The sequence below is a fragment of the Clostridium sp. OF09-36 genome (assembly GCF_003481985.1).
GTDB lineage: Bacteria > Bacillota > Clostridia > Lachnospirales > Lachnospiraceae > Brotaphodocola.
Genome location: NZ_QUMD01000008.1, coordinates 17,018 through 40,272 on the forward strand (window position 1 = coordinate 17,018; position 23,255 = coordinate 40,272).

General features: G+C 49.4%; 15 protein-coding genes and 1 pseudogene. 2 read left to right on the forward strand and 14 right to left on the reverse strand.

Annotation, left to right across the window (positions count from 1 at the left end):
- Nucleotides 1-23: 23 nt before the first annotated feature.
- From DXA97_RS08265 to DXA97_RS08330, 14 genes and pseudogenes are all read right to left on the reverse strand, one after another.
- The gene (locus DXA97_RS08265) at nt 24-2,360 is read right to left on the reverse strand and encodes an ATP-binding protein (RefSeq protein ID WP_118719438.1); all 2,337 of its coding nucleotides are present in this window, start codon (nt 2,358-2,360) and stop codon (nt 24-26) included.
- Nucleotides 2,350-3,159 carry a transporter substrate-binding domain-containing protein gene (locus DXA97_RS08270; protein ID WP_118719579.1) on the reverse strand — a complete coding sequence of 270 codons (810 nt, stop codon included), beginning with the start codon at nt 3,157-3,159 and terminating at the stop codon, nt 2,350-2,352. Before DXA97_RS08270 ends, DXA97_RS08265 begins: the two co-directional genes overlap by 11 nt.
- 240 nt (nt 3,160-3,399) lie before the next feature.
- Nucleotides 3,400-6,941: pseudogene (gene mfd / locus DXA97_RS08275) on the reverse strand (transcription-repair coupling factor).
- 5 nt (nt 6,942-6,946) lie between these two features.
- Nucleotides 6,947-7,522, reverse strand: a complete 576-nt coding sequence (pth, locus tag DXA97_RS08280; protein ID WP_118719581.1) for an aminoacyl-tRNA hydrolase — start codon at nt 7,520-7,522, stop codon at nt 6,947-6,949.
- A gap of 13 nt (nt 7,523-7,535) precedes the next feature.
- Complete coding sequence (locus tag DXA97_RS08285) at nt 7,536-9,242, reverse strand: AAA family ATPase (protein WP_118719440.1); 1,707 nt, start codon at nt 9,240-9,242, stop codon at nt 7,536-7,538.
- Between the two features lie 180 nt (nt 9,243-9,422).
- Nucleotides 9,423-10,103, reverse strand: coding sequence for a doubled motif LPXTG anchor domain-containing protein (locus tag DXA97_RS22030; RefSeq protein ID WP_118719442.1), 681 nt, complete (start codon nt 10,101-10,103; stop codon nt 9,423-9,425).
- On the reverse strand, nt 10,070-11,113 hold the full coding sequence (locus DXA97_RS08295) for a hypothetical protein (protein WP_182436838.1): 1,044 nt from the start codon (nt 11,111-11,113) through the stop codon (nt 10,070-10,072). The genes DXA97_RS22030 and DXA97_RS08295 overlap by 34 nt, the downstream gene beginning before the upstream one ends.
- Nucleotides 11,064-11,681 (reverse strand): SHIRT domain-containing protein, encoded by a 618-nt coding sequence (locus DXA97_RS08300; RefSeq protein WP_118719446.1) that lies wholly within the window; start codon nt 11,679-11,681, stop codon nt 11,064-11,066. The genes DXA97_RS08295 and DXA97_RS08300 overlap by 50 nt, the downstream gene beginning before the upstream one ends.
- Nucleotides 11,668-14,025, reverse strand: coding sequence for an SHIRT domain-containing protein (locus tag DXA97_RS08305; RefSeq protein ID WP_118719448.1), 2,358 nt, complete (start codon nt 14,023-14,025; stop codon nt 11,668-11,670). The genes DXA97_RS08300 and DXA97_RS08305 overlap by 14 nt, the downstream gene beginning before the upstream one ends.
- Nucleotides 14,026-14,473: 448 nt before the next feature.
- A complete protein-coding gene (locus tag DXA97_RS08310; protein WP_118719450.1) occupies nt 14,474-15,364 on the reverse strand; it encodes a hypothetical protein in 891 nt (296 codons plus the stop codon).
- A 219-nt stretch (nt 15,365-15,583) separates the two neighbouring features.
- On the reverse strand, nt 15,584-16,954 hold the full coding sequence (locus tag DXA97_RS08315) for a BTAD domain-containing putative transcriptional regulator (protein WP_118719452.1): 1,371 nt from the start codon (nt 16,952-16,954) through the stop codon (nt 15,584-15,586).
- 269 nt (nt 16,955-17,223) lie between these two features.
- Nucleotides 17,224-17,505, reverse strand: a complete 282-nt coding sequence (gene spoVG / locus DXA97_RS08320; RefSeq protein ID WP_118719454.1) for a septation regulator SpoVG — start codon at nt 17,503-17,505, stop codon at nt 17,224-17,226.
- A 175-nt stretch (nt 17,506-17,680) separates the two neighbouring features.
- Nucleotides 17,681-18,802, reverse strand: coding sequence for a glucose-1-phosphate adenylyltransferase subunit GlgD (gene glgD / locus DXA97_RS08325; RefSeq protein WP_118719456.1), 1,122 nt, complete (start codon nt 18,800-18,802; stop codon nt 17,681-17,683).
- Complete coding sequence (locus DXA97_RS08330) at nt 18,799-20,073, reverse strand: glucose-1-phosphate adenylyltransferase (RefSeq protein WP_118719458.1); 1,275 nt, start codon at nt 20,071-20,073, stop codon at nt 18,799-18,801. Before DXA97_RS08330 ends, glgD begins: the two co-directional genes overlap by 4 nt.
- A 418-nt stretch (nt 20,074-20,491) precedes the next feature.
- On the opposite strand from DXA97_RS08330, the gene asnS reads away from it, so the two are divergent.
- Together asnS and DXA97_RS08340 are read left to right on the forward strand one after the other, a co-directional pair.
- Entirely contained in the window at nt 20,492-21,883 is a 1,392-nt protein-coding gene (gene asnS, locus DXA97_RS08335; protein WP_118719460.1) for an asparagine--tRNA ligase, read from the forward strand.
- Between the two features lie 298 nt (nt 21,884-22,181).
- A complete protein-coding gene (locus tag DXA97_RS08340; RefSeq protein WP_118719462.1) occupies nt 22,182-23,252 on the forward strand; it encodes a metallophosphoesterase in 1,071 nt (356 codons plus the stop codon).
- The last annotated feature ends 3 nt before the right edge of the window (nt 23,253-23,255 follow it).

Here is a 23,255-nt window from a genome sequence, read left to right on the forward strand (position 1 = left end):
ACTTGTTTTTTCCACTCTGTTTTCTACTTTTCACTGCCTGTCCCGCCATCCGGCTGCACCTCGCTGCCTGGCTGCGCTGTGCTGTCCGGCTGCACCTTGCTGCCTGGCTGCGCTGTGCTGTCCGCCTGCACCTTGCTGTCTGGCTGCTCCTTGCTGCCTGGCTGCGCTATGCTGTCCGCCTGCGCTGTGCTGTCCGCCTGCATCTTCTTCCCGCGGTAAGCCGCAATGACCTCCTTCATCTGCCGGCTCTCCAGCGGCTTCGCCAGATGCTCATTCATTCCCGCCTCGAACGCACGCTTGCGGTCCTCCGCGAAGGCATTGGCTGTCATGGCAATGATCGGAATTGTTTTCGCATCTTCCCGGTCAAGCGCACGGATCGCCCGGGTTGCCTCAAATCCATCCATGGCCGGCATCATCACATCCATAAGGATCACATCGAACGTTCCCGGTGCAGAAGCCTGAAAACATTCCAGGGCTTCTTTTCCGTTCATGGCACGGCTTAGTACTGCCCCGGCACTCTCTAAGACAAACTGGGCAATCTCCATGTTCAGTTCATTGTCTTCCGCAATCAGAATATGCATTCCGCGAATCGATGCGTTCTTTTCCTCCTGTGCCACATGTTCCTGCGCAGCAGCATTCTGGTCAATCTTAAAGGGCACTGTGAGATAAAACGTACTGCCCACGCCCGGTTCGCTCTCAAAGGTAATGGTACCACCCATTTTTTCTATCAGGTTTTTTACAATGGCAAGGCCAAGGCCGGTGCCGCCATAGGAAGTCCGCGCCGTATTGGATTCCTGCACAAACGGGTCAAACACGTGCTTTTGGAACTCCGGCTTCATGCCGATACCAGTGTCCTGGCAGATAAATTCGATCTCTGCAATATCCTCCCGGCTGCTGGTCTCCCGGCACTCCACAAAGATTTTTCCTTTATCCTTATTATATTTCACGGCATTGCTCATGATATTCATATAAAGCCGCTTCAGATGAAGGGGACTGCCAAGCAGATGCCAGTGGCGGACCTCATAATCCCTGACAACGATCTCAATTCCGCGCTCCCTGGCCTGTTTGGATACGATCTCTACCATGCCGTCCAAAAGCTCTTTCAGCTCAAATGGCCGCTCCTCCAGGGTTACTTCCCCGGATTCCAGCTTTCCCATATCCAGTACATCGTTGATCAATTCCAGTAAAAAGCCCGATGCCTCCCGGATTTTATTCCGGCACTCCGTCTGCTTTTTCAGGTCATCCTGATAATAATCCGCCATCTCCAGCATACCGCGGATTCCGTTAATCGGAGTCCGGATATCATGGCTCATGCGCTGTAAAAATTCCGTTTTCGCATGATTTGCCCGCTGTGCCTCCCTGGCTTTTTCCTCCAGATTTCTCCGGTATTCCCAGTCACGGCGACTCTGCTCCTGCTGGTACTCCTTTGCCGCTTTCTGACGCAGCACCAATGCCACCAGAAGCACCAACGTATACAAAATCAGAACAGAAAATACGTTGGATTTCAAATTTGTAAAAATAGAAGCTTCATTAAAATACACATAAATATAGTAATTCCGCCCAACAGCCCGGCCGCCATAGTAGCCGGCAGAATCCGCATGAATATGGATTAGCTCACCAGCCCGCTCATCCTGACCGCGCAGCTGCGCAAGGACCGGCTGGTCTTCCACCTGCATCCCAACCAGGGTTTCTTTATTCGATGCAATGATCCGGTTTCCATCGGTAATGGCTATGGTACTGCCTGCATAGGCACTGTAACCGGAAAGCACACTCTGGATCGACAGCTTATAATTCCGGCTGTACTGAAGCGGCGTGTGATAATAACACACAACCACACCCGGCACATTTCTGCGCGCAGTTGCTGCCAGATCCGTCAGGGAACCATCGGAAATATCCAACCGGGTCGTATAATATTTCAGTGGATAACGGGCAGCATTCAGAAGCGCCTCTTTTTTCAAATGCTCTTCCAGTTCGTCCCAGCCTTCATCATTCTGGCGATATTCACAGGTAATGTTTCCTTCTGGGTCCAGAAGAACAATTCCAGTCAGACGAAGATCTTCCGCACAAGCCTTCAGCACTTCCTCGTTCACATGGTCTCCCGCCAGTTCCAGGTCCCTTCGCACCTGGCGCACCCGCTCTACCATACGGTCCAGGCTCTTGGTCGTACTGTCTGCGTTGAATTTATCGCAGATGATATACTGACCGCCAACATAATTGATGGTATCCTGCATAACCCAGGCTGTACGTCTTAAATCCGCACGGTATGAAACAAAACCAACGCCGCAAAGAATCATAACACCAAGCAGCATCATAACACGGAAAAATCGTTTATCCTGAAAAACCAGCTTATTAATCTTCACTTTGCCCTACCTCCAGATATTTTTCCGCATCTGGCAGATAGTGCCCTATGATCTGTGCGGATGTCCCATCACGCCGCATCTGCTCCAGCGTTTCTGACAGCTGCCCGGCAAGCTGCCGGTCATCGTCCCGGTCGAATGCCACTCCGATTCCGGTCGTCAGGATTTCCTCGTCCAGAATGCGGAAATCTGCCCCGTAGTCCTTCATGTACTGGGCGATGGCAGTCTCATGGGCCGCGATGGCATCTACATAGCCTTTTCCTAATGCCGTGTAGATCAGCTCCCGGTCCTCAAAGCTGTATACACCTTCCAGCTCCGGAACTTTGCCCTCATGCTTTAAGAAAATATCCTCCGGCTTTGTGGTCGACTGGACTGCGATCATCTTTCCCTTCAGGTCATCCAGATGGTAGATCTCGCTGCGCCGGTCCACAGCCACAACCTGGCGGCTTACCATATACGGTCCGGCCCAGAGATAACGGTCCTCCCGCCCATTCATCGAAAAACAGCCCCAGACACAATCCACGGCTTTTTCCTTCAAAAGACGGTCTTTTTCCTCCCAGTCTATGCCGACAAACACAGCCTGGTAGCCCATCCGCCCAAACGCCTCCCGCGCCAGTTCCACATCGATTCCGGTTGGGGAACCATTTTCATCCATATAATTATAGGGCGGGTATACATCACTTCCTACGATGATTTCCGGACGATGATCCACCTGTCTGGTCCCAATCGTCGAAGAAGTACAGCCACAAACCAGACACGCTCCCAGCCATGTCAACGCCAGAATCCTGAACATTTTTTTCATATCACCAGTTCCTTTTTTTCTGATATTTCTGAACTGCCACACATTTTATAGAAATATCAGAGATTTTCATTCCTTACTTCCTATCATTATAAAAAAAATCGATGCGTTTTGTCCATTGCGTTTTCCGGTAACGTCGTTCATTTTCTGACAAAAGCATGCACGGAAATGACAAATATTTTTTTGTCTTATCATCCGTTATTCCAAAGTCTCCGAACCCGTGACTTCCCTGTTCTCCCCGGTCTACACAGTTCCAGGCTCAGCCAGCGCTCCTAACTGTCCAAGCATCGTCCGCGCAAGCTCCATCATCGCCGCGCAGTCCTTCTGTTTCTTTCTGCGGTCCACATATAAGAAATACGGCTGCTCCGCCATGGCAAACTTTAACTCCCCGCCATAGGAAGCGACAAAATCCGGGATTCCTTCTGTATTTAATTTTGCGTTCTGGTACATGGTCAGGCGGATTTCCTGCCGGTTGATGCGCACCTCGGTCACATAGGCCTTGTGTGCCATGGCCTTTAAGAGGGCTACCTGCAAAAGATTTGCTACCGCCTTCGGAATATCGCCAAAGCGGTCCATCAGCTCATCCTGCATATCCAGATACTCTTCCTCATTCTCAATGCCGGAAATGCGCTTGTACACATCTAGCTTCTGGTACTCATTCTTAATATAGGAAACCGGAATGTAGGCATCCACATCGCACTCCACCGTAGAAGTAAAGTCTTCCGTCTCGTCCCGGCGCCCCTGGATCGCCTGCACGGCCTGGTTCAACAGCTTGCAGTAAAGGTCGTAGCCTACCGCTTCCATGTGACCATGCTGCTCCGCACCGAGGACATTGCCCGCTCCGCGGATCTCTAAGTCCCGCATGGCAATCTTGACTCCGGAACCAAGCTCGGTGAACTCACGGATCGCCTGCAGGCGTTTTTCTGCCTCTTCCTTTAACAGCTTGTCACGCTTATACATCAAAAATGCATAAGAGGTCCGGCTGGAACGTCCCACACGACCGCGCAGCTGATACAGCTGGGACAACCCCATGCGGTCCGCATCCTGGATGATCATGGTGTTGGCATTGGGGATATCCAGCCCCGTCTCAATGATCGTTGTGGATACCAGCACATCGATATCGCCGTTCACAAAGTCAAGCAGGATCTGCTCTAACTTATGCTCCGGCATCTGCCCGTGCGCATAAACGACCGTGGCATCCGGCACCAGCTCCTGCACATGGTGTGCCACTTCCTCGATGTCCTTTACCCGGTTGTATACATAGTAAACCTGTCCGCCGCGTGCCAGCTCGCGGTTCACTGCCTCGCGGACCATCTCATCGTTATGCTCCATGACGTAGGTCTGGATCGGTACACGGTCCACTGGCGGCTCCTCCAGCACACTCATATCGCGGATGCCGACCAGGCTCATGTGCAGAGTCCGTGGGATCGGTGTTGCTGTTAAAGTCAGCACATCGACATTTTCCTTCATCTGCTTGATCTTTTCCTTGTGCGCCACGCCGAAGCGCTGCTCCTCATCGATGATCAGAAGACCAAGATCCTTGAATTTCACATCCTTGGAAAGCACACGGTGGGTACCGATGACAATGTCCACCTGCCCTTTTTTCAGATCCTCAATCGTCTTTTTGATCTGCCCCGGCGTGCGAAAACGCGACATAAGCTCAATGCGCACCGGAAAATCCTTCATGCGCTGCACAAAGGTATTGTAATGCTGCTGCGCGAGAATGGTCGTCGGCACCAGGTATACTACCTGCTTGCTCTCCTGCACCGCCTTAAAGGCCGCGCGAAGGGCAATCTCGGTCTTGCCATAGCCACATCCCCGCAAATCAGGCGGTCCATGATGCGGCGGCTCTCCATGTCGCGCTTTGTATCTTCGATCGCCGTCAGCTGGTCCTCCGTCTCCTCGTAAGGGAACAATTCTTCAAACTCCTGCTGCCATACCGTATCCTCGCCGTACTGGTAACCGCCCAGCTCCCGCCGTGCCGCATAAAGCTGCACCAGGTCCCGTGCGATTTCCTTCACGGCCGTCTTGACCTTCGCCTTCGTGCGGTTCCACTGCTCCCCGCCCAGCTTGTTTAACTTCGGCGCCTTCGCATCGGAGCCCGCATACTTCTGGATGCCATCCAGCCGGGTTGCCGGAAGATAGAGACTGCCGTTGTCCGCATACTCCACTTTCAGGTAATCTTTCACGACACCGTCACGCTCAATCTTCTCGATTCCGCGGTAAATACCAAGACCGTGATCCTCATGCACCACATAGTCCCCCACGGAAAGCTCGGTAAAGCTCTGGATCTTCTTGCCCTCATACGAGGTCTTCTTCCGCTTGCGCTTTTTCTTCTCCTTGCCGAACATGTCGCCTTCGGTGATGACCGCAAACTTGATCTGCGGGTACGCAAAACCACGGTGCAGGTTTCCGAAGGTCACCAGGATCTCGCCCGGCTGCACCTGCCGCTCCTCATCATCCGTGCAGAACGCACTTAAGTCATACTCCCGCAGGTCCTCCGCCAGACGGCTGGCACGCGTGCGGGAACCCGACAACAGGATCACCCGGTAGCGTTCCTTTTTCCAGCTGGTCAAATCCTTGATCAGCATCTCGAAGCTGTTCTGGTAAGAATTCATGTTCTTAACATCGAACGAGAACCGCGCCTCGGTCGTCATGCCCGGAAGCTTCTGCTCCAGACCGGTCAGATAAACCGTATCCTTACGCTGCGCCCTTGCCAGGATCTCACGCGCCGGATACAAAAGCCCGGTCTGTCCCGGAAGCAGATATCCCTTCTCCAGACGGTGCTCCATGCTCTCCCGAAACTCCAGCTCCACAGCCTCGCCCTGCTCCTTTAACCGCAGCGGCTCGTCTAAAAAGATCATGCTGCGCTCCGGGTCAAAGTAATCCAGAAACGAAACCGTTTCCTTATTAAAATACGAAATCCAGGCATCCAGACCAGTCTGTGTCAGACCTTCCCCGATGCCCTCTGTCAGTTCCTGTGTAATTCTGGTAATGCGGTACGCTTCCTCGGTACTTCCCTGCTTTCTCAGCTTTTCCGCAAAGGTCTTCGCCTCTTTGCGGATGCGCTCCACACCTTCCTTCGCCTGCTTCTTCGTCAGCACGATCTCCGTAGCCGGGTAGATATCGATCTCATCTAACTGCTCGATGGAACGCTGACTCTCGATATCGAACGTGCGGATGGAGTCCACCTCGGTGTCCCACAGTTCAATGCGCACCGGAAGCTCCTCCGTCAGCGGATAAATATCGAGAATGCCGCCCCGCACGGAAAACTGCCCCATGCCGTCCACCTGCGCCATGCGCTCATAACCGAGCTCTGCCAGGCGGATCTTCCACGCCTCCAGATCCAGCTCCTGCCCCGCTTCCAGATGCAGCACCTGCTCTTTCATGCAGGCAAGCGGAAGCAAATGGTCCATCAGGCCGTCCATAGTGGTCACCACCACGCCGCCCGCATCCTCCATCAGATGACGCAGCACCTGCAGGCGCTCCCTTGTGATCAGGTTTCCGTGAATATCCGCACTGTAAAACAGCAGGTCCTTCGCCGGATACAGCCACGCATTCTCCGTAAAGCATCCGAAATCCTCATAAATTTCCTTCGCCCTGGCATCGTCATAGGTCACAACCAGCTTCCACGGACGCTCCGCCATGCTCTCGTGCATCAGGTGTACCTTCTGGGAATCCAGACAGCCGCTGACCTGCACCGGTCCCTTCTTCTTTTTCAGACTCTCCTGAAGCTGTTCAAACTCCGCCAGCTCTGTAAGTGGATTTGCAAATCCTCTGCTCATGATACCTACTCCGCTTTCTTTTTGGCGTTATAATGATTCATGGCACGCTCCGCTCCTGTCGTCATCATCATGACAGCCGCCTCAGCCGCCTCGCCAAACGCCTCATCCATCACCTTCTGCTCCTCCGCGCCAAAGCGGCTCAGCACATAGTCCGCCAGATCCATCTTCGGCGGCTTCGCGCCGACGCCAACCTTAATGCGCGGAAACTCCTGCGTTCCCAGGTGCGCGATGATGTTCTTAATGCCATTGTGCCCGCCGGCACTTCCCTTTAACCGGATGCGCAGCTGCCCCGGTTCCAGGCTGATATCGTCATAAATGACAATGATTTCCTCCGGATCGATCTTGTAATAATCGACCGCCTCCCGGATGCTCTCCCCGCTTAAGTTCATAAAGGTCTGCGGCTTCAAAAGAAGGACCTTCTCCCCCTCAATGATACCCTTGCCGCACAGCGCCTTGTGCTTGCGGTCGCTTACATCAATATTATATTTGTCCGCCAGCACATCGATCACCGAAAAGCCAACGTTATGTCTCGTTTTATCATATTCCCGTGTGGGATTCCCAAGTCCTGCAATTAAATACATCATTTTATCCTTCCTATAATTGTTCAGCAATAACCTGGCACCGTTTTTTACAAAACGCAATTCCATATGCCAGAATATCACTGCGACCGTCCTTTTTCAAACGGTCCGCATATCTTCGGTCTTTAATCTGCTCCATCGCCTTTTTACAGGCATTTTCCAAACCGGAAAAATCAGATGCGTACTTTAACTCAATCACAATTCCCATATCCGGATCGTCCGGTTCAATCAAAATATCACTGAATCCATCGCCAGACTCTGCATTTGACAAGATCAGCCAGTCAGACTCACTGCGCAGCAGGCCGAGCAGCAACCCATGATAAAATATTTCTTTTTCCTCATTTCGTGCCTTTGTATCCAAAATGCTGATCATATTGTTCAGAATCCTTGTTAACTGCTTTTGAATTTCATCGGAATCCCGCTCCAGAAATGCCTTACAAAATGTCTGCATGGTTCCCGTGTCTTTTCTGATTTTTTCTTTAAACCACTCCTGTATCTGGGTGATATAAACCTCCCGCACCTCTCTGTTTGGAATAGCCAGCCGATAAATACCATTTACAGGTTTTCCGATCCTTGTCAAATAACCGGTCGTAAACAGCACACTCCATAAATTGTCAATGCTCTGATCAATCTCGTCATACGTTAATTCCAGACGTATTTCTTTTTCCACGGATTCCCCGGCAATCAGCCGTTCCATTTCATCACGCGTTGTCTTATCTGCCCTGTTCACAAACCGCTTCACCAGATCATTCCCACTGGTATTGATCCAGTAGGATTGCGGCTGCGCCCCCGGTTCTCCGCGAAGCCTGTCCACATGATTGATCACATCCCATGGACAATAAACATCTGCACCGCCAATATGATATCCATCGTACCATTCTTTTGTTTCCGCCTGATGTTCTTCCAGGTGATACGTCTCCAACAATTCTGACACTTCCTGTTCCGTAAAGCCAAATTGTTCATCAAAACGGGCATCCGTAATAGCGAGTACTTTAAAATTATTCAGTCCTGTAAAAATACTTTCCTTCGATACCCGCAGACATCCCGTCAATACCGCAAACTGCAGCGCATCATTGGTTTTTAAAGCCTGTCCGAATACTCCACGGATCAGGGAAACCATTTCCTTATAATAACCATGCTGGAATGCTTTGTCCAGTGGAACATCGTATTCATCTATCAATATTATGGTTTTCTGTCCGTAATGTCTGTATAAAAGCTGTGACAGCAGCTGCAGACTGGACACAAGAATTGTCTCATCCATAGTATAACGCCCATGGTCAAGCGCAATCAGGGCCTGATACCTGCTTTTTTCATTTTCAGAAAGCTTTTTGCTATCTGACAAAAATAAAAAGCGCTCCGCTTCCGCAGCAACCAGTTCTGTCAGGCGATACTTTGCATCTGCAAAGGTAAGACCATTCACATTCTTTAAAGAAAAAAACACCACCGGAAACCTTCCCATATAGGCATTGCAAAGTTCCTGATTTTTTGAAATGTCCAAACCGTCAAACAAAGAACGATCTGCTCCTATTTCAAAAAAGCAGCGGAGCATACTCATATTTAAAGTCTTTCCAAAACGGCGCGGCCTGGTAAACAGATTCACCTCTCCCCACTGTTCCAGAAGCTGCTCGATCAATGTGGTTTTATCCACATAATAAAATCCATCTTTCCGGATTTTCTCGAAGCTGTCTACCCCCACCGGCAATTTTAATAATGACGATTTCATGGCTCACATTCCCTTCTATGCTTCTTTCTGTAAACATGGTTTTTATGAATATAGAATAGCAAAATTCGGAATGTATTGCAATGAGAACGGCTCGACAAACTTTTAGATACCAGAAAAGCACCGGGAGCATTTTCGCTCCCGGCGCTTTCTCTGTAATTCTTATGGTTGAAAACGATTCCATTACTTATCGTCTTCGCGTTTCTTGCTGACTGCCACGAATGCTGCGAGCATCATGCTGGACAGGAAGAGTACCAGTCCGCTTGCTCCACTCTGACCGGTCTTCGGAAGTGCCGCTAACGGAACGTCCTCATCGTCGATCACTAGCAGATCAGCTGCTCCATCTTCGTTCGGCAGGTTTGCTAACGGAACTGCATCCGGGTCAATGGTTACGGTTGTTGCTCCCGGGCCACCGGACGGTGTAGAACCGTTGTCTCTCGGGCCAGAAGAACTTCCGCCGCCACCGCCAGAGGAGCTTCCGCCACCTCCGCCGCCGTTACCGCCGCCGCCATTGCTGTTGGCAGCCCACTGCGCGGTGTAAACAATGTCACCAGTTACTCTGGATTCAATGGTCTTATCCCAACCAGTGAATCTGTAGTTACCATTTGCAGTCTTGTCACCACTGAATCCCGGAGTCTGACTTCCGTAAGATACGGTGTAGGTCTGAGATTTGAAGGAACCATGATCACCAGGTGCGTAAGTTACCTTAAATACCTGTTTGTAGTAAACCTTCAGTACCAGGCTGTTGTCACCAGCAATTGTACCGCTCAGTACATTTGCTGCATTCTTATCGAATACATAGCCGCTGGTCGGCAGATAAGTCTCTGCCTTTACGGCTGCCTGGGTATCGGTTGTACCAGCCAGAGTCTCGGTCTTACTCGGAACTGCTGAATACTTGCCTCATGCTCGTAATAAACTTCTACCTTGTAGGTAGTTGCATCACTTGCAAGGAAATGGGCAGTAAACTCGGTATCCTGAGTAAAGCCTGCAGCCCTGATTGCTGCTACATCTTTAAATTCAGCATTGGTTGCACTGCTCTGCTGAAGGATTCTGCTGAATACAGCTACAATGTTTGCAGATGCTTCTGACGGATTACGAGAAGTCCAGTTTACAAACTTGTAACCAGCATCAGGTGTTGCCACGATATTTTCTGCAATTGGATAAGCAGGAGCAGTTGTACTGAATTTCTTATCACCCTCATATCTGGTTACAACTTCTTTCAGCATACCAGTTACTGTTCCGTGATCATCTGCGACATAGGTAAATACAATCTGATATTTATCTGCAATTCCATCCGGCTTATTCGGATTGGTTGGATTTTCCGGATTGGTACCGAGTTCATCCAGTGCATAATAAACATCAACATTATTCTTTGCTGCAACATCCGTCACAATTGCTGTTTTGCCTGCGCCCTGCGTATTTCCAAATACCACCTTATCCAGTACGAAATTATGGTCTTTTCCATCAATCGCATACTGTTTCGGTGAAGTCGTATCATATGGAATTACTGACTCAAATTCAGCTAAAACATTTTTAACAGAATCATCTGCGTAAATCTCATTGCCCTTTGCATCTTCGTAATGGTATGTTACGAAGTACGGGTAAGAATTCTTAACAAATGAACCGGTTAACTCAACATCTTCTGCCGGCATATTGAATGTGCTTCCTGCATTGGATGTTCCGCGATTCCAACCATTGAATGAATAACCCTTAATTTCTGGTGTCTCTTCTACATTCACCGGCTGATTCTTTACATACTCTGCAGTGACAGGTACCTGAGGTGCATTCGACGGAATAATAGAACCTACATATTTGTAAGTTACTTTATACTTCTGCACTTCGATGTTTTCTCTTGTCCACTCGCCAGTTACCAAACATCTCTTTCTCCCATACTCCGTTATTAGGATCGTTCCATGTTCCAAGTGTATACTTCGCATTTCTGTTTCCATACTCGTCATGCGTATATACCGCGATTTTCTCTTGGCTTCTATTAATCTTGTACGACTGACCCTTTACCAAACCATTAATACTGGTCGGAAGCTCTGGGACAACTGCGACATCTGCTTCATTATATAATGTTGCATTCTCTGGCAGACCACTCCACTGGTAGCTTACATTGTGCTGAGCCACGCTTGTTTTTTCAAAACTCCAGATACCTTTGATCTCAAGATTTTTCTGGATTCTTCCTGGCTGAGTGTCCCATCCGCTAAACGTATAAACACCATTCACATTGTGATACTGATCATACGAATTCACGGTATAGCCTTTTCCGTAAGTAGTATCTACCGCATACGTCTCATTGTTCTTATAACTATGGTCATCTTCCGGTAAGCTCACTCCACCCGGCACAGTTCCTGTCCAGCTATATACAATGCTGTATTCCGGTACATCTACCACTTCTGAAGTCCAGATACCAGTTACAAGAACATCACTTTCTCCCACTCACTCCACCCGGCACAGTTCCTGTCCAGCTATATACAATGCTGTATTCCGGTACATCTACCACTTCTGAAGTCCAGATACCAGTTACAAGAACATCACTTTCTCCCATAACGCCATTATTAGGATCCGTCCATGTTCCAAATGTATACTTCGCATTTCTGTTTCCATACTCGTCATGCGTATATACCACAATTCCCTCTTGGCTTCTATTAATCTGGTACGGCTGACCCTTTACCAAACCATTAATACTGGTCGGAAGCTCTGGTTCAACTGTGAAACCTGCTTCATCATATAATGTTGCATTCTTTGGCAGGCCACTCCACTGGTAGCTTACATTGTGCTGAGCCACGCTTGTTTTTTCAAAACTCCAGATACCTTTGATCTCAAGATTTTTCTGGATTCTTCCTGGCTGAGTGTCCCATCCGCTAAACGTATAAACACCATTCACATTGTGATACTGATCATACGAATTCACGGTATAGCCTTTTCCGTAAGTAGTATCTACCACATACGTCTCATTGTTCTTATAGCTGTGGTTATCGTTCGGTAATGTCACTCCATCCGGCACAGTTCCTGTCCAGCTATATACAATGCGGTATTCCGGTACATTTACCACTTCTGAAGTCCAGATACCAGTTACCAGAACATTGCTTTCTCCCATAACACCATTATTAGGATCATTCCATGCTCCAAGTGTATACTTCGCATTCTTATTTCCAAACCCATCATGCGTATATACTACGGTTCCTGGCATTGTTGTATCAATGTCATAACTCTGACCAGCTTTTAATCCGGTAATATCTCTTGGCAGAGCAGGTGTTACTACATTTCCCTGTTCATCATACAAGGTCACACCTGTTGGCAAACCAGTCCAATCATAACTTACTTTATGTTCACCAACATACTTCGCATAAAATGTAGTATTTTCATTAACTACGTAAGTGTTAAAATCAACTGGATCACCTGTCAGTTCCGGATTGGTATACCAACCATCAAATTCATACCAAACACCGTTTACCTGCTTTCTTGCCGGATAGCTTCCAGTAGGTCTCGGTGCGATTGAACCTGTAGCAACAATCTTATTATCTTCCGGTGCACGGTAAACATTGTCTGTACTAGCATCTTTCAATCTGTAAGAAACCGTAACAACGGTTTTTACCTTCATTTCAATGATACAGTCAACATGATGATCCGGATGCGTTCCGTTGTTTCTTGAAATCTTATATGGAACAAGATAAATTGCTTCCACATCATCTTTGCTATTAATCGTTACCCCTGCATTTTTTGCTGCCTGATCCTTGAATTTCGTATAAATTTCATTCCAGGTTGTCGTATTTCGAGTTAATTCCAGTTTACCATCCGCAGTTTTTGTACCATAACCAGATGGCCACTCTTCAACACGATTACCTGCATTGAAGATATTTTTATTGTCCGTCCATACAGCTCCTGTTTCATTTGCAAGACCTGTTCCAAGATTACTGCTCCATTCACTTGTATTATTGGAATCCGGTGTTTTTGTTGGATCCTTCAAATGATAAAACTGTGCTGTCACATATCCCGTACCTACTGAGATAATTGCTTCGTCCAACACCTGTCCACGTGAATTTTTTAATCGGAGTGTAACAATACCAGTTTTATTGTATGTTGTGATTGTAGTTGCGTTATAATACCAATTATATCGAGTATTAGCTCCAACTCTTAAAATACTCGTATCAGAAGATTCCCATGTATACCAATAATCATACGAATAATTATCAGAATAAATAGTTTTACTACTATTCTTACCAACAAGCATTTCTTCTAATGGCACTGCGCTTGTACTGCCACTGCCAGCAATCGCATAAATCGTAAAGTGCTCTGCCTTAAATCCAACTTCTTCTACCACAGTTCCCTCTACGTTCTGCTCGCCGACAGTCTCCAGCTTCAGTTCACTTGCTTCTGCCTCGGCTGCATTGTCTGCGCTCAGCTTGGTTGCGCTGGTATCGTCTACTGCTACGATCTCGACCTTATCGGAAGCCTCGGTCATTTCCTGGATCGGAGCACCTGTGAAGGTTACGTCTACATAGCCGCTCTCGGACCAGCTGTTGCTGAGTTTCTTCCCATTATAAAGGAGATTGATATCGTATGCTAATACGCTGTGAACGGTTGTGCCCTCGGTCTCGCTGTCCATCTTCTCTTTGATGGTATCGCCCAGAGCATCGGTCACTTCGGTTACGGAAAGTTCGGTGCCTTCCGGAAGGATGCCTTCCTCTGCGTGCAGGCTGATGGTCACGCCTTCGCTGCTCACATAGGATGCGCTGAATTCCGGATGTGCCACGCCCACGGTTTCTTCCAGGCTTGCCACAATCTCCAGATCTTCGGTAACGGCTTCTACTGCATAGACATGCTCATGCTGCCCCAGATGGTTACGGTGTTGTATGCCTTACCATTCAGCTCGCCTGCCAGTTCAATGGAGTCATCCTCCAGGAACTGCTCGTCGTTGTCAAAACCAATATTCTCGCTACCGCCGTTGTCTGCCGGCTCTTCTCCGTTTGTTTCATCCGGAGCGGTAACGTCTTCAGTCGGAGCCTCAGTCTCATCGGTGAGCTCGCCGTCTGTCTCATCGGCTGCGGTGGTCTCGTCTGCCTGAGTCTCGTCTGCAATGGTTTCCTCCGTGCTGTCATCAGCAACGGTTTCTTCTGCGGTAGTCTCTACAGGAGCCTCAGTTTCTTTTTCCGGCTCCTCTGCTTCGGTTTCGGTCTCTTCCGCAGCGTCTGCTGCCGGAGCTTCCCCTGCTGCTTCTGCGCTGGTGCTTACACGGAATACCTTCTTTGCGGAGATGGATGCGCTTGCGCTTCCCTCTTCCGGAGTAAGCTCAATTTCTGCCTCAGTTTCTTCTGCTGCCGGTGCTCTGCCTCGGTTTCCGGCTCAGTCTCTGCTTCGGTCTCGGCTGCTTCGGAGGTTTCTGTCTCAGCAGCTTCCTCTGCGCCGGTGGTCTCCTCTGCCTCGCCGTTCTCGGAAGCGTTCTCGCTCTCGGTTACGTCTGCTTCGGTCTCGGCTGCTTCGGTTTCGTCAGAAGCGCTCTCGGATTCAGAGGTCTCGCCTTCCGGCTTTACAACCTCTGCCTGCGGCTTCTTTTCATCGTCCACCATGGTGGTGTTGCTGTAGTCTTCTGCATTCTCAACGCCCTCTGCGTCCTCGATGTTGGAGGTGTTCGGGTTTACGGTAACGCGTGCAGTTTCATATCCGCTTACGTTTGCGCGGAAGGTAACTGCCATGTCACTCTGGTTGATGAACAGGAATACCACGCTGTCGGTACCTGCGTTGTAGAATACCTGCAGGTCTGTGTTCTCGGTTGCGTAGGTGCTGTCTACATCTACGTCGAGCTGGTATACCTTTCCGGCCTTGCTTCCTATCAGTTTTTCATAGGATGTCTTCAGGCTCTTTTGTTTTGCTTTCAGCTCCAGGGATGAAAAATCGAACACATCTCCACTTTCCAGAGCTGCGCTGATCGCATCCTCAAGTTCACTGCTGTTAAGCAGGAACAGAGAGCTTTCTTCTTCGCCTGCCGCGAACGCCACGGTCAGGTTGGTGCCAAAGTTGGTCACAACCATGGCTACCGTCAGCATAAACGCCACGATGCGTTTATACTCGTGCCTGAGCATCTTTCTCAGGCCCAATGTTTTCGCTTCGAGTCCTTTCATACTTCTCTCTCCTTTTCCCTTAAATTTGACTATCTGAAGGTGAATAATAGTAAAAATCAGACAATGGTTTCATTGTCATTTTTAGTATACGCTGCCAGGTGTTACAGGAACTGTTACTTTCTGCATTTTCCCTTACATTTTTTTCCATTTGCACCGCAATTTTCTTACTTTTCCGTAGTTCTTTTCAGGCTGCATTTTTCATGCGCCTTCCGTTCCCGGTTATGCCTCCGTTTCCAGCTCCTTAACATTCTTTCCCATGTTCTTTTTTAAACTGTCTCCGGTCACAGCCATGGCTGGCCGGCAGGCATAGTAGACATCGATCTTTCTGCGGCGGTTTACAGTGCGGAAATTCTTGCACACACGGTCTGCCGCGATATTGCAGCCCTTCTGGTCGGTGCTGGTCACCAGGACCAGAAACTGGTTCTTTCCATAACGGGTATACAGATCAGAGCGCCGCACTGAGCGGATGATGGAGCTTTCCAGTCTCTGCCGCACCTCCTCTAACTGTTCCGAGGATTCTAACGGCTCCCCTTCCCGGTCGATCAGGGTGAACAGGACCAGATGAGCTCTGGTATCTTCTCTCCCAAGCACCCAGACGATGTAGCGGTAAATATCAATGAAGGTTAAGTAGTCACACCGGGTGGCACCGAATACGTTCGGATCCGGTCTTAAGTGCTGCTGGATCTCCTCGATGTTGTTCATCTCGTACTGGATCATGTTACGAATGGCGCGGTAATGCTCCATCATCTCCTCCGACATGCTGATGCCGTATTCCTGCTGCGATTCCTTTTCGATTTGCTCGTAATACTCCACCGCGGTCTGGTATTCCTTCATGGCGGTCAGGCATTCCAGCTTGACCAACTGCCACTCCTCATATGGGTAACGGCTTAACGCCTGTTCACAGTATGGAAGCAGCTCTGCGTAGCGGTTCTGCTTTTTCAAAAGATCTGCAAGCTCCCGCAATACCTTAAAGTAAAGCTCCTGGTATTTCCAGTTTGCGGCGGAGACCCATTCATCCGCGATCATAAGCGGCAGGAACTCTCCTTTATAGAGTCCGCAGGCCTCCTCCAGAAGCGTAACCTTCTTTCTGGCATCCTTCTCTTCCATAGCTGCCATAACCTGCTTCTGGAACACCTCCACGTCCAGCTCGACATCGACATGATCCGCTGTCCACATATATATGCCGCCTCTGGTGGAAATATACTCACCATCCGGGAGTCCGGCTGCAACCAGGCTCTTTCTCAAACGGAAGATCATGGCACGCAGGGAATTGGCTGCCTGCTCGGTGTCACTGTCCCCGTAAAGCTGCTCTAATAACCGGATACGGCGGATGCCCTCCCCGCGGCTGTAGATGAGGAGCATTAACAGATGAAGCATCTTGCTGCTGAGGCTTTTTCCAAGTAAGATAGGCTGGCCCTGGTAGGTCATGGAGAAGCCTCCAAGCATCTGGATATAAAGCACACCCGGGTTCTGCGCCTTCTGCGAAGCCACCAGTTCCCCTGCGCTTGTTTCCATTATATTTTCTGCCTCCAAACGGCTTGTTTCCGTTACTTCTATATTCGAATTTTCATATGTATTATCCTTTTCCATAATGTTCCCCTCCTTTTTCTACAATATATCGCGTAAAATAACGTTATGCAAGTACTTCGCAAGAATTGGTCAAACTTCGCCAAAATTGGTCAGTTTTTTCATGTCATGGCACTCAAAAGCATGTAATAACAGGCATTCCAACAGCATATTTCTACCATGAACACAACGTAAAAACACCTGACAGATCTTCCTTTCTGTCAGGTGTCCTTTGACTTTTGCTTTTCCCGCCGCTGTCTATCTGTAAATCCTGATACAGGAAACAGCAGCTCTTATGCCAGCTCTTCCTGCTGGCTCTCCAGTGCCGCACTCTCGTATTTGTTGAGGATGATGGACTGGATCATATCGCGGGTTCCCGAATTGATCGGATGTGCGATATCGCGGTATTCGCCGTCTGCAGCCTTGCGGCTCGGCATAGCGATAAACAATCCCTTCTCGCCTTCGATAACCTTAATGTCGTGAACAACAAATTCGTTATCTATGGTAATGGAAACGATTGCCTTCATTTTTCCTTCTTTTTCGATCTTTCTCACTCTCACATCTGTTATCTGCATGTGGAAACCCCTCCCCCATATTTATGCGGCTGCCAGGAGCGGGCTGACTGCCTGCCCCGGCTGCCGGCTGTGTGTTTTCATGATGTCAAAACGATGTCCCCCGCTGCTATTTACGCACTGCGCAAACAGGGACCTTTTCGCTATGCAAGGCCCGGTGCCTGCACAGACACGCCCATTACAGGGTATAACGTTCGTTTTTCTCAATAACGATCTTGATATCCTCCGGAGTACCGATATACGTGGTATTTGCACGAATGGTATCGCGGCTCTCTACGATGCAGTTCTCAATGACGGTATTGTCACCGATGTAAACATCGTTCAGGATGATGGAATTCTTGATCACACAGTTGTTTCCTACATATGCTTTCTTAAACAGGATTGAGTTCTCGACGGTTCCGTTGATGATGGAGCCGCTGGAGATCAGGCTGTTCTTTACCAGTGCGCCCGGGTTGTATTTTGCAGGCGGAAGATCATCCACCTTGGAGTATACGTCCGGATATTCCTTGAAGAAGTAGTTGCGTACTTCCGGCTTTAAGAAGTCCATATTGGTCTTATAGTAGGAATCTACGGAAGCGATGTTGCTCCAGTAAGTGTCCATCTTGTATGCGTAGATACGTTTTAAGTTTTTATAACGTACCAGGATGTCACGTACAAAGTCTACACGGTCTTCTGCTGCGCAGCGCTCGATGAGCTCAATGAGCTGGCGTCTGCGGATGACATAGATACCACAGGAAATGGTGTTGGAGGTGGAAACCATAGGCTTCTCCTCGAAGTCGGTAATGCGGCCATCCTCGTTTACCTTTACCTGGCCGAAGCGGGTTACGTCCTCATCCTCAGGCATGTCCTTGCAGACAACGGTGATGTCTGCTTTCTTCTCAATGTGATATTCCAGAACCTTGTTGTAGTCCAGCTTGTAGATACCGTCACCTGCGGCAATGACTACATACGGCTCATGGCTGTTCTTTAAAAAGGTAAGGTTCTGGTACAGGGCATCTGCCGTGCCGCGGTACCAGTCGCTGTTCTCTGCGGTGATGGTCGGGGTGAATACATAAAGTCCGCCCTGTTTTCTTCCGAAATCCCACCACTTGGAGGAGCTTAAATGCTCGTTTAAGGAACGGGAGTTGTACTGGGTAAATACTGCCACGTTCTGGATATGGGAATTGCTCATGCTGCTGAGCGCAAAGTCAATGCTGCGGTAGCTGCCTGCAACCGGCATTGCGGAAATCGCACGTTTGTTGGATAATTCCCGCATTCTCTTACTGTTTCCGCCTGCTAATACAATACCAATCGCTTTCATCGTACGCCACCTGCCTTTATAATGTAGTCTCCGCTTGCCAGTGCCCCGTCGGTGTAGTCCTCCGGAGTGGTGACGCCGGAAATTGCGGTATTCTTACCAATTTTTACGTGATCCGGGATCACACTGTGTTCGCCAATGGTTACCAGGTCAAACTGGTATACCTTCTGGTCATATTTGCTCGGTGCGTACTCGCCGACACCCAGCTCTGCGCCTTCGCCCACCGTAGTGTCCTCAGCGACAATGGCTTTGTTGATCTTTGCGCCTGCCTTGATGTGGCAGTCGCGCATGATGATGGAATCGTGTACCTCTGCGCCCGGCTCAATGGTAACACCTGCGCCGATCACGGAGTTGGTAATGGTTCCGTGTACCTCGGTACCCTCGCCGATGATGCTGCGCTCAATGACTGCGTCTGCAGCTACATACTGCGGCGGGATGATATCGCTCTTGGTGTAGATCTTCCAGTATTCCTCATAGAGGTTGAACTCCGGAATAATATCGATAAGCTCCATGTTTGCTTCCCAGTAAGAGCCTAAGGTGCCGACGTCCTTCCAGTAACCGTTGTACTCGTAAGCGAAGATGCGTTCGCCCTTTCCGTGGCAGTACGGGATGACATGCTTACCAAAGTCACAGCCCGGCTCCTCGGACATAGCGATGAGTGCTTCCTTTAATGCCGGCCAGCTGAATATGTAGATACCCATGGAAGCCAGGTTGCTGCGCGGATTTGCTGGCTTCTCCTCGAACTCGGTGATCCGGTTGTTGTCATCGGTGATCACGATACCGAAGCGGCTTGCTTCTTCGATCGGCACCGGCATACAGGCGATGGTGACATCTGCATTGTTTGCTTTGTGATACTCCAGCATAACCTCATAATCCATTTTGTAAATGTGGTCGCCGGAGAGGATCAGAACGTAGTCTGGATTATAGCTTTCCATATACTCCAGGTTCTGATAAATCGCATTTGCAGTACCGGTATACCAGTCACTGCCTTTGCTCCGCTCGTATGGTGGAAGAATGGTAACTCCTCCGACATTACGGTCTAAGTCCCACGGAATACCAATTCCGATGTGACTATTCAGACGTAATGGCTGATACTGTGTTAAAACTCCAACTGTGTCAACGCCAGAATTGATACAGTTGCTGAGCGGGAAATCGATAATTCTGTATTTGCCGCCAAACGACACTGCCGGTTTTGCGACTTTTTGTGTTAATACTCCAAGGCGGCTGCCCTGTCCCCCTGCCAAAAGCATGGCAATCATTTCCTTTTTAATCACGTTATCACCTCGCTGTAGTGTTTTCTTGTATCTACCATTATAACACACATTTCAGAAATAGTGAACAAATAATTGTATTATTTTCAATAATTTTTGTACATTTTCCGACACTTTTTGTGTTATTTCGAGCATTGTCTATATATGGTAGCTGGTAAAAAAATATAACACTATTTCTGCGATTGGCCGGGGCACTTTGTAAAACGGTGCTTCCAGCTTGCTGCATCTGTACGTGGGACATGCCCGGCGGCACCTGCAAAATGCCTGTATTTCGATAATTTTCCTTGAATCACTTAATAAAATGAAGTATAATCTTGATTAAGTGTGGAAATCATTCCATAAATATCTGTCAAAACAGGAAAACGCAGGGATAAACAAAGAATCCTGCTGCGAAAAAAACACAGATCAAAGGAGAAGTATCATGGATTTAGTTACTGTAAGAGAACTTTATAAGAACCGGGAGGCTTACCTCGGCAAAGAGGTTTCCATCGGCGGCTGGGTGCGCAGCGTGCGTGCTTCCAAAGCGTTTGGCTTTATCGTAGTCAGCGACGGAACCTATTTTGAGACCCTTCAGGTTGTTTATCATGACAATATGGCAAACTTTGCTGAGATCAGCAAATTAAACGTAGGCGCTGCCATCATCGTAAAAGGCACCCTGGTTGCTACCCCGGAGGCAAAGCAGCCGTTCGAGATCCAGGCGGCTGAGGTTACCGTAGAGGGTCCGTCCGCACCGGACTACCCTCTTCAGAAAAAGCGCCACACCCTGGAGTACCTGCGTACCATCACCCATCTGCGTCCGCGCACCAACACATTCCAGGCTGTATTCCGCGTGCGTTCCCTGATCGCATACGCCATTCACCAGTACTTCCAGGAGCGTGACTTCGTATACGTTCACACCCCACTCATTACCGGAAGTGACTGCGAGGGTGCCGGCGAGATGTTCCAGGTAACCACCATGGATTTAAACAATGTTCCGAAGAACGAAGACGGTTCTGTTGACTACACTCAGGACTTCTTCGGCAAACCAACCAACTTAACTGTAAGCGGCCAGTTAAACGGCGAGACCTACGCTATGGCATTCCGCAATATCTACACATTCGGACCGACCTTCCGTGCTGAGAATTCCAACACCACCCGCCACGCTGCCGAGTTCTGGATGATCGAGCCGGAGATGGCATTCGCTGATCTGGACGACAACATGGAAGTTGCAGAAGGCATGTTAAAATATGTCATCCGCTATGTGCTGGAGCACGCTCCGGAGGAGATGGCATTCTTCAATAACTTCATCGACAAGGGTCTGTTAGACCGTCTGAACAATGTTGTAAATTCCGAGTTCGGCCGCATCACCTACACCGACGCGGTGAAGATCCTGGAAGAGCACAACGACCAGTTTGACTACAAGGTATCCTGGGGCTGCGACCTTCAGACCGAGCATGAGCGCTTCCTGACCGAGCAGATCTTCAAGAAACCGGTATTCGTGACCGACTACCCGAAGGAGATCAAAGCCTTCTACATGAAGATGAACCCGGACGGAAAGACCGTCGCTGCAGTAGACTGCCTGGTACCGGGCATCGGCGAGATCATCGGCGGCAGCCAGCGTGAGGATGACTTAGAGAAGTTAAGCGCACGTATGAAAGAGCTTGGTCTGAAGGAAGAAGATTACAGCTTCTACCTTGACCTGCGCAAATACGGTTCCGCACGCCATGCAGGTTTCGGTCTTGGCTTTGAGCGCTGCGTGATGTACTTAACCGGCATGGGCAACATCCGTGACGTGATCCCGTTCCCGAGAACCGTAGGAAACTGCGATCTGTAAATTTTGGTAACTGTTCAGTAGGTCTGCGCATTTACTGCGCTGACCGTAAGAAAACATAGGCTGGTAGGCAAAAATCCCATTGCCGCAGGCAATTTTCATGGATTTTTGCTCGTGACTGTGAAGGTACTGAACAGTTACAAATTTTGAAAATCAATGCGGGTATACTGCGCAGGACGAACTGCCGGCATACCCGCATTCTATTATATTGCATATCAGGAAGGCGCCATGGCACACTTGCTATCGCACCGCATATCATGGAGGCGCCAGCAGCGCATCCGCTGATCAACAAGGAGATCCCATGAAATTTATTCACATTGCCGATGTCCACTGGGGCATGAATCCGGACAGTGACCGGCCCTGGAGCCGCGAGCGGGCCCAGGCTATTCACGACAGCTTCGCAGAGGTTGTGCGCCAGGCCAAGCTCCGGGACGCAGACTTTCTCTTTATTGCAGGAGATCTGTTTCACCGTCAGCCGCTCCTGCGCGATCTAAAAGAGGTCAACTATCTCTTTTCCACGATTCCCGGTGTGAAGGTTGTCATCATCGCCGGAAACCATGACCGCATCCGCTCTAATTCTGCGCTCATGAGCTTTACCTGGTGTCCCAATGTCACCTTTCTCATGTCCGAGGAGTTGAGCTCTGTCTATTTTCCAGACTTCAATCTGGAGGTGCACGGATTCTCCTACCACACAGCCGAGATCAATGAAGCACGCTTAAACGGGATCAAGGCCCCGGACGATTCCCGCATCCATGTGCTTCTGGCCCACGGCGGCGATGCGTCCCATCTCCCGCTCGATAAGAGCAGCCTGGCCCGCACCGGTTTTGCCTACACGGCCCTCGGCCATATCCATAAGCGGGAGCTTGCACCGGATTTTTCCTATGCGTATCCAGGCTCCTTAGAGCCGCTTGACAAAACCGAGACCGGTCCGCACGGCATGATCGTCGGCGAAATCCAGCCGGCTTCCGGCCAGGTCATCTCCCTGGAATTTGTCCCTGTGGCGCGTGCCCAGTACATTCCGCTGGTGGTTCATGTTACTCCGGCTACGACCAACGGCGAGCTTTGTGACCGCATCACAGACGCCGTAAAGGAACGCGGTATGGAAAACATTTACCGTTTCCGCATCCGCGGCATGCGTGACCCGGATATTACATTCGACTTAGCTCCATTGGAACGCCGCCTGCAGATCGTGGAGGCAGTCGATGAATCGGAACCCCAGTACGATTTCTGCCAGCTCTTTGCGGAGCACCCGAGCGACATGATCGGCTTTTATATCCAGGCGTTTCAGAAGGACGATCTCAGTCCGGTTGAAAAAAAGGCGCTGTACTACGGGATCGATGCCCTGCTTCGCACCAAAGACGAGAGGAGTTAAACC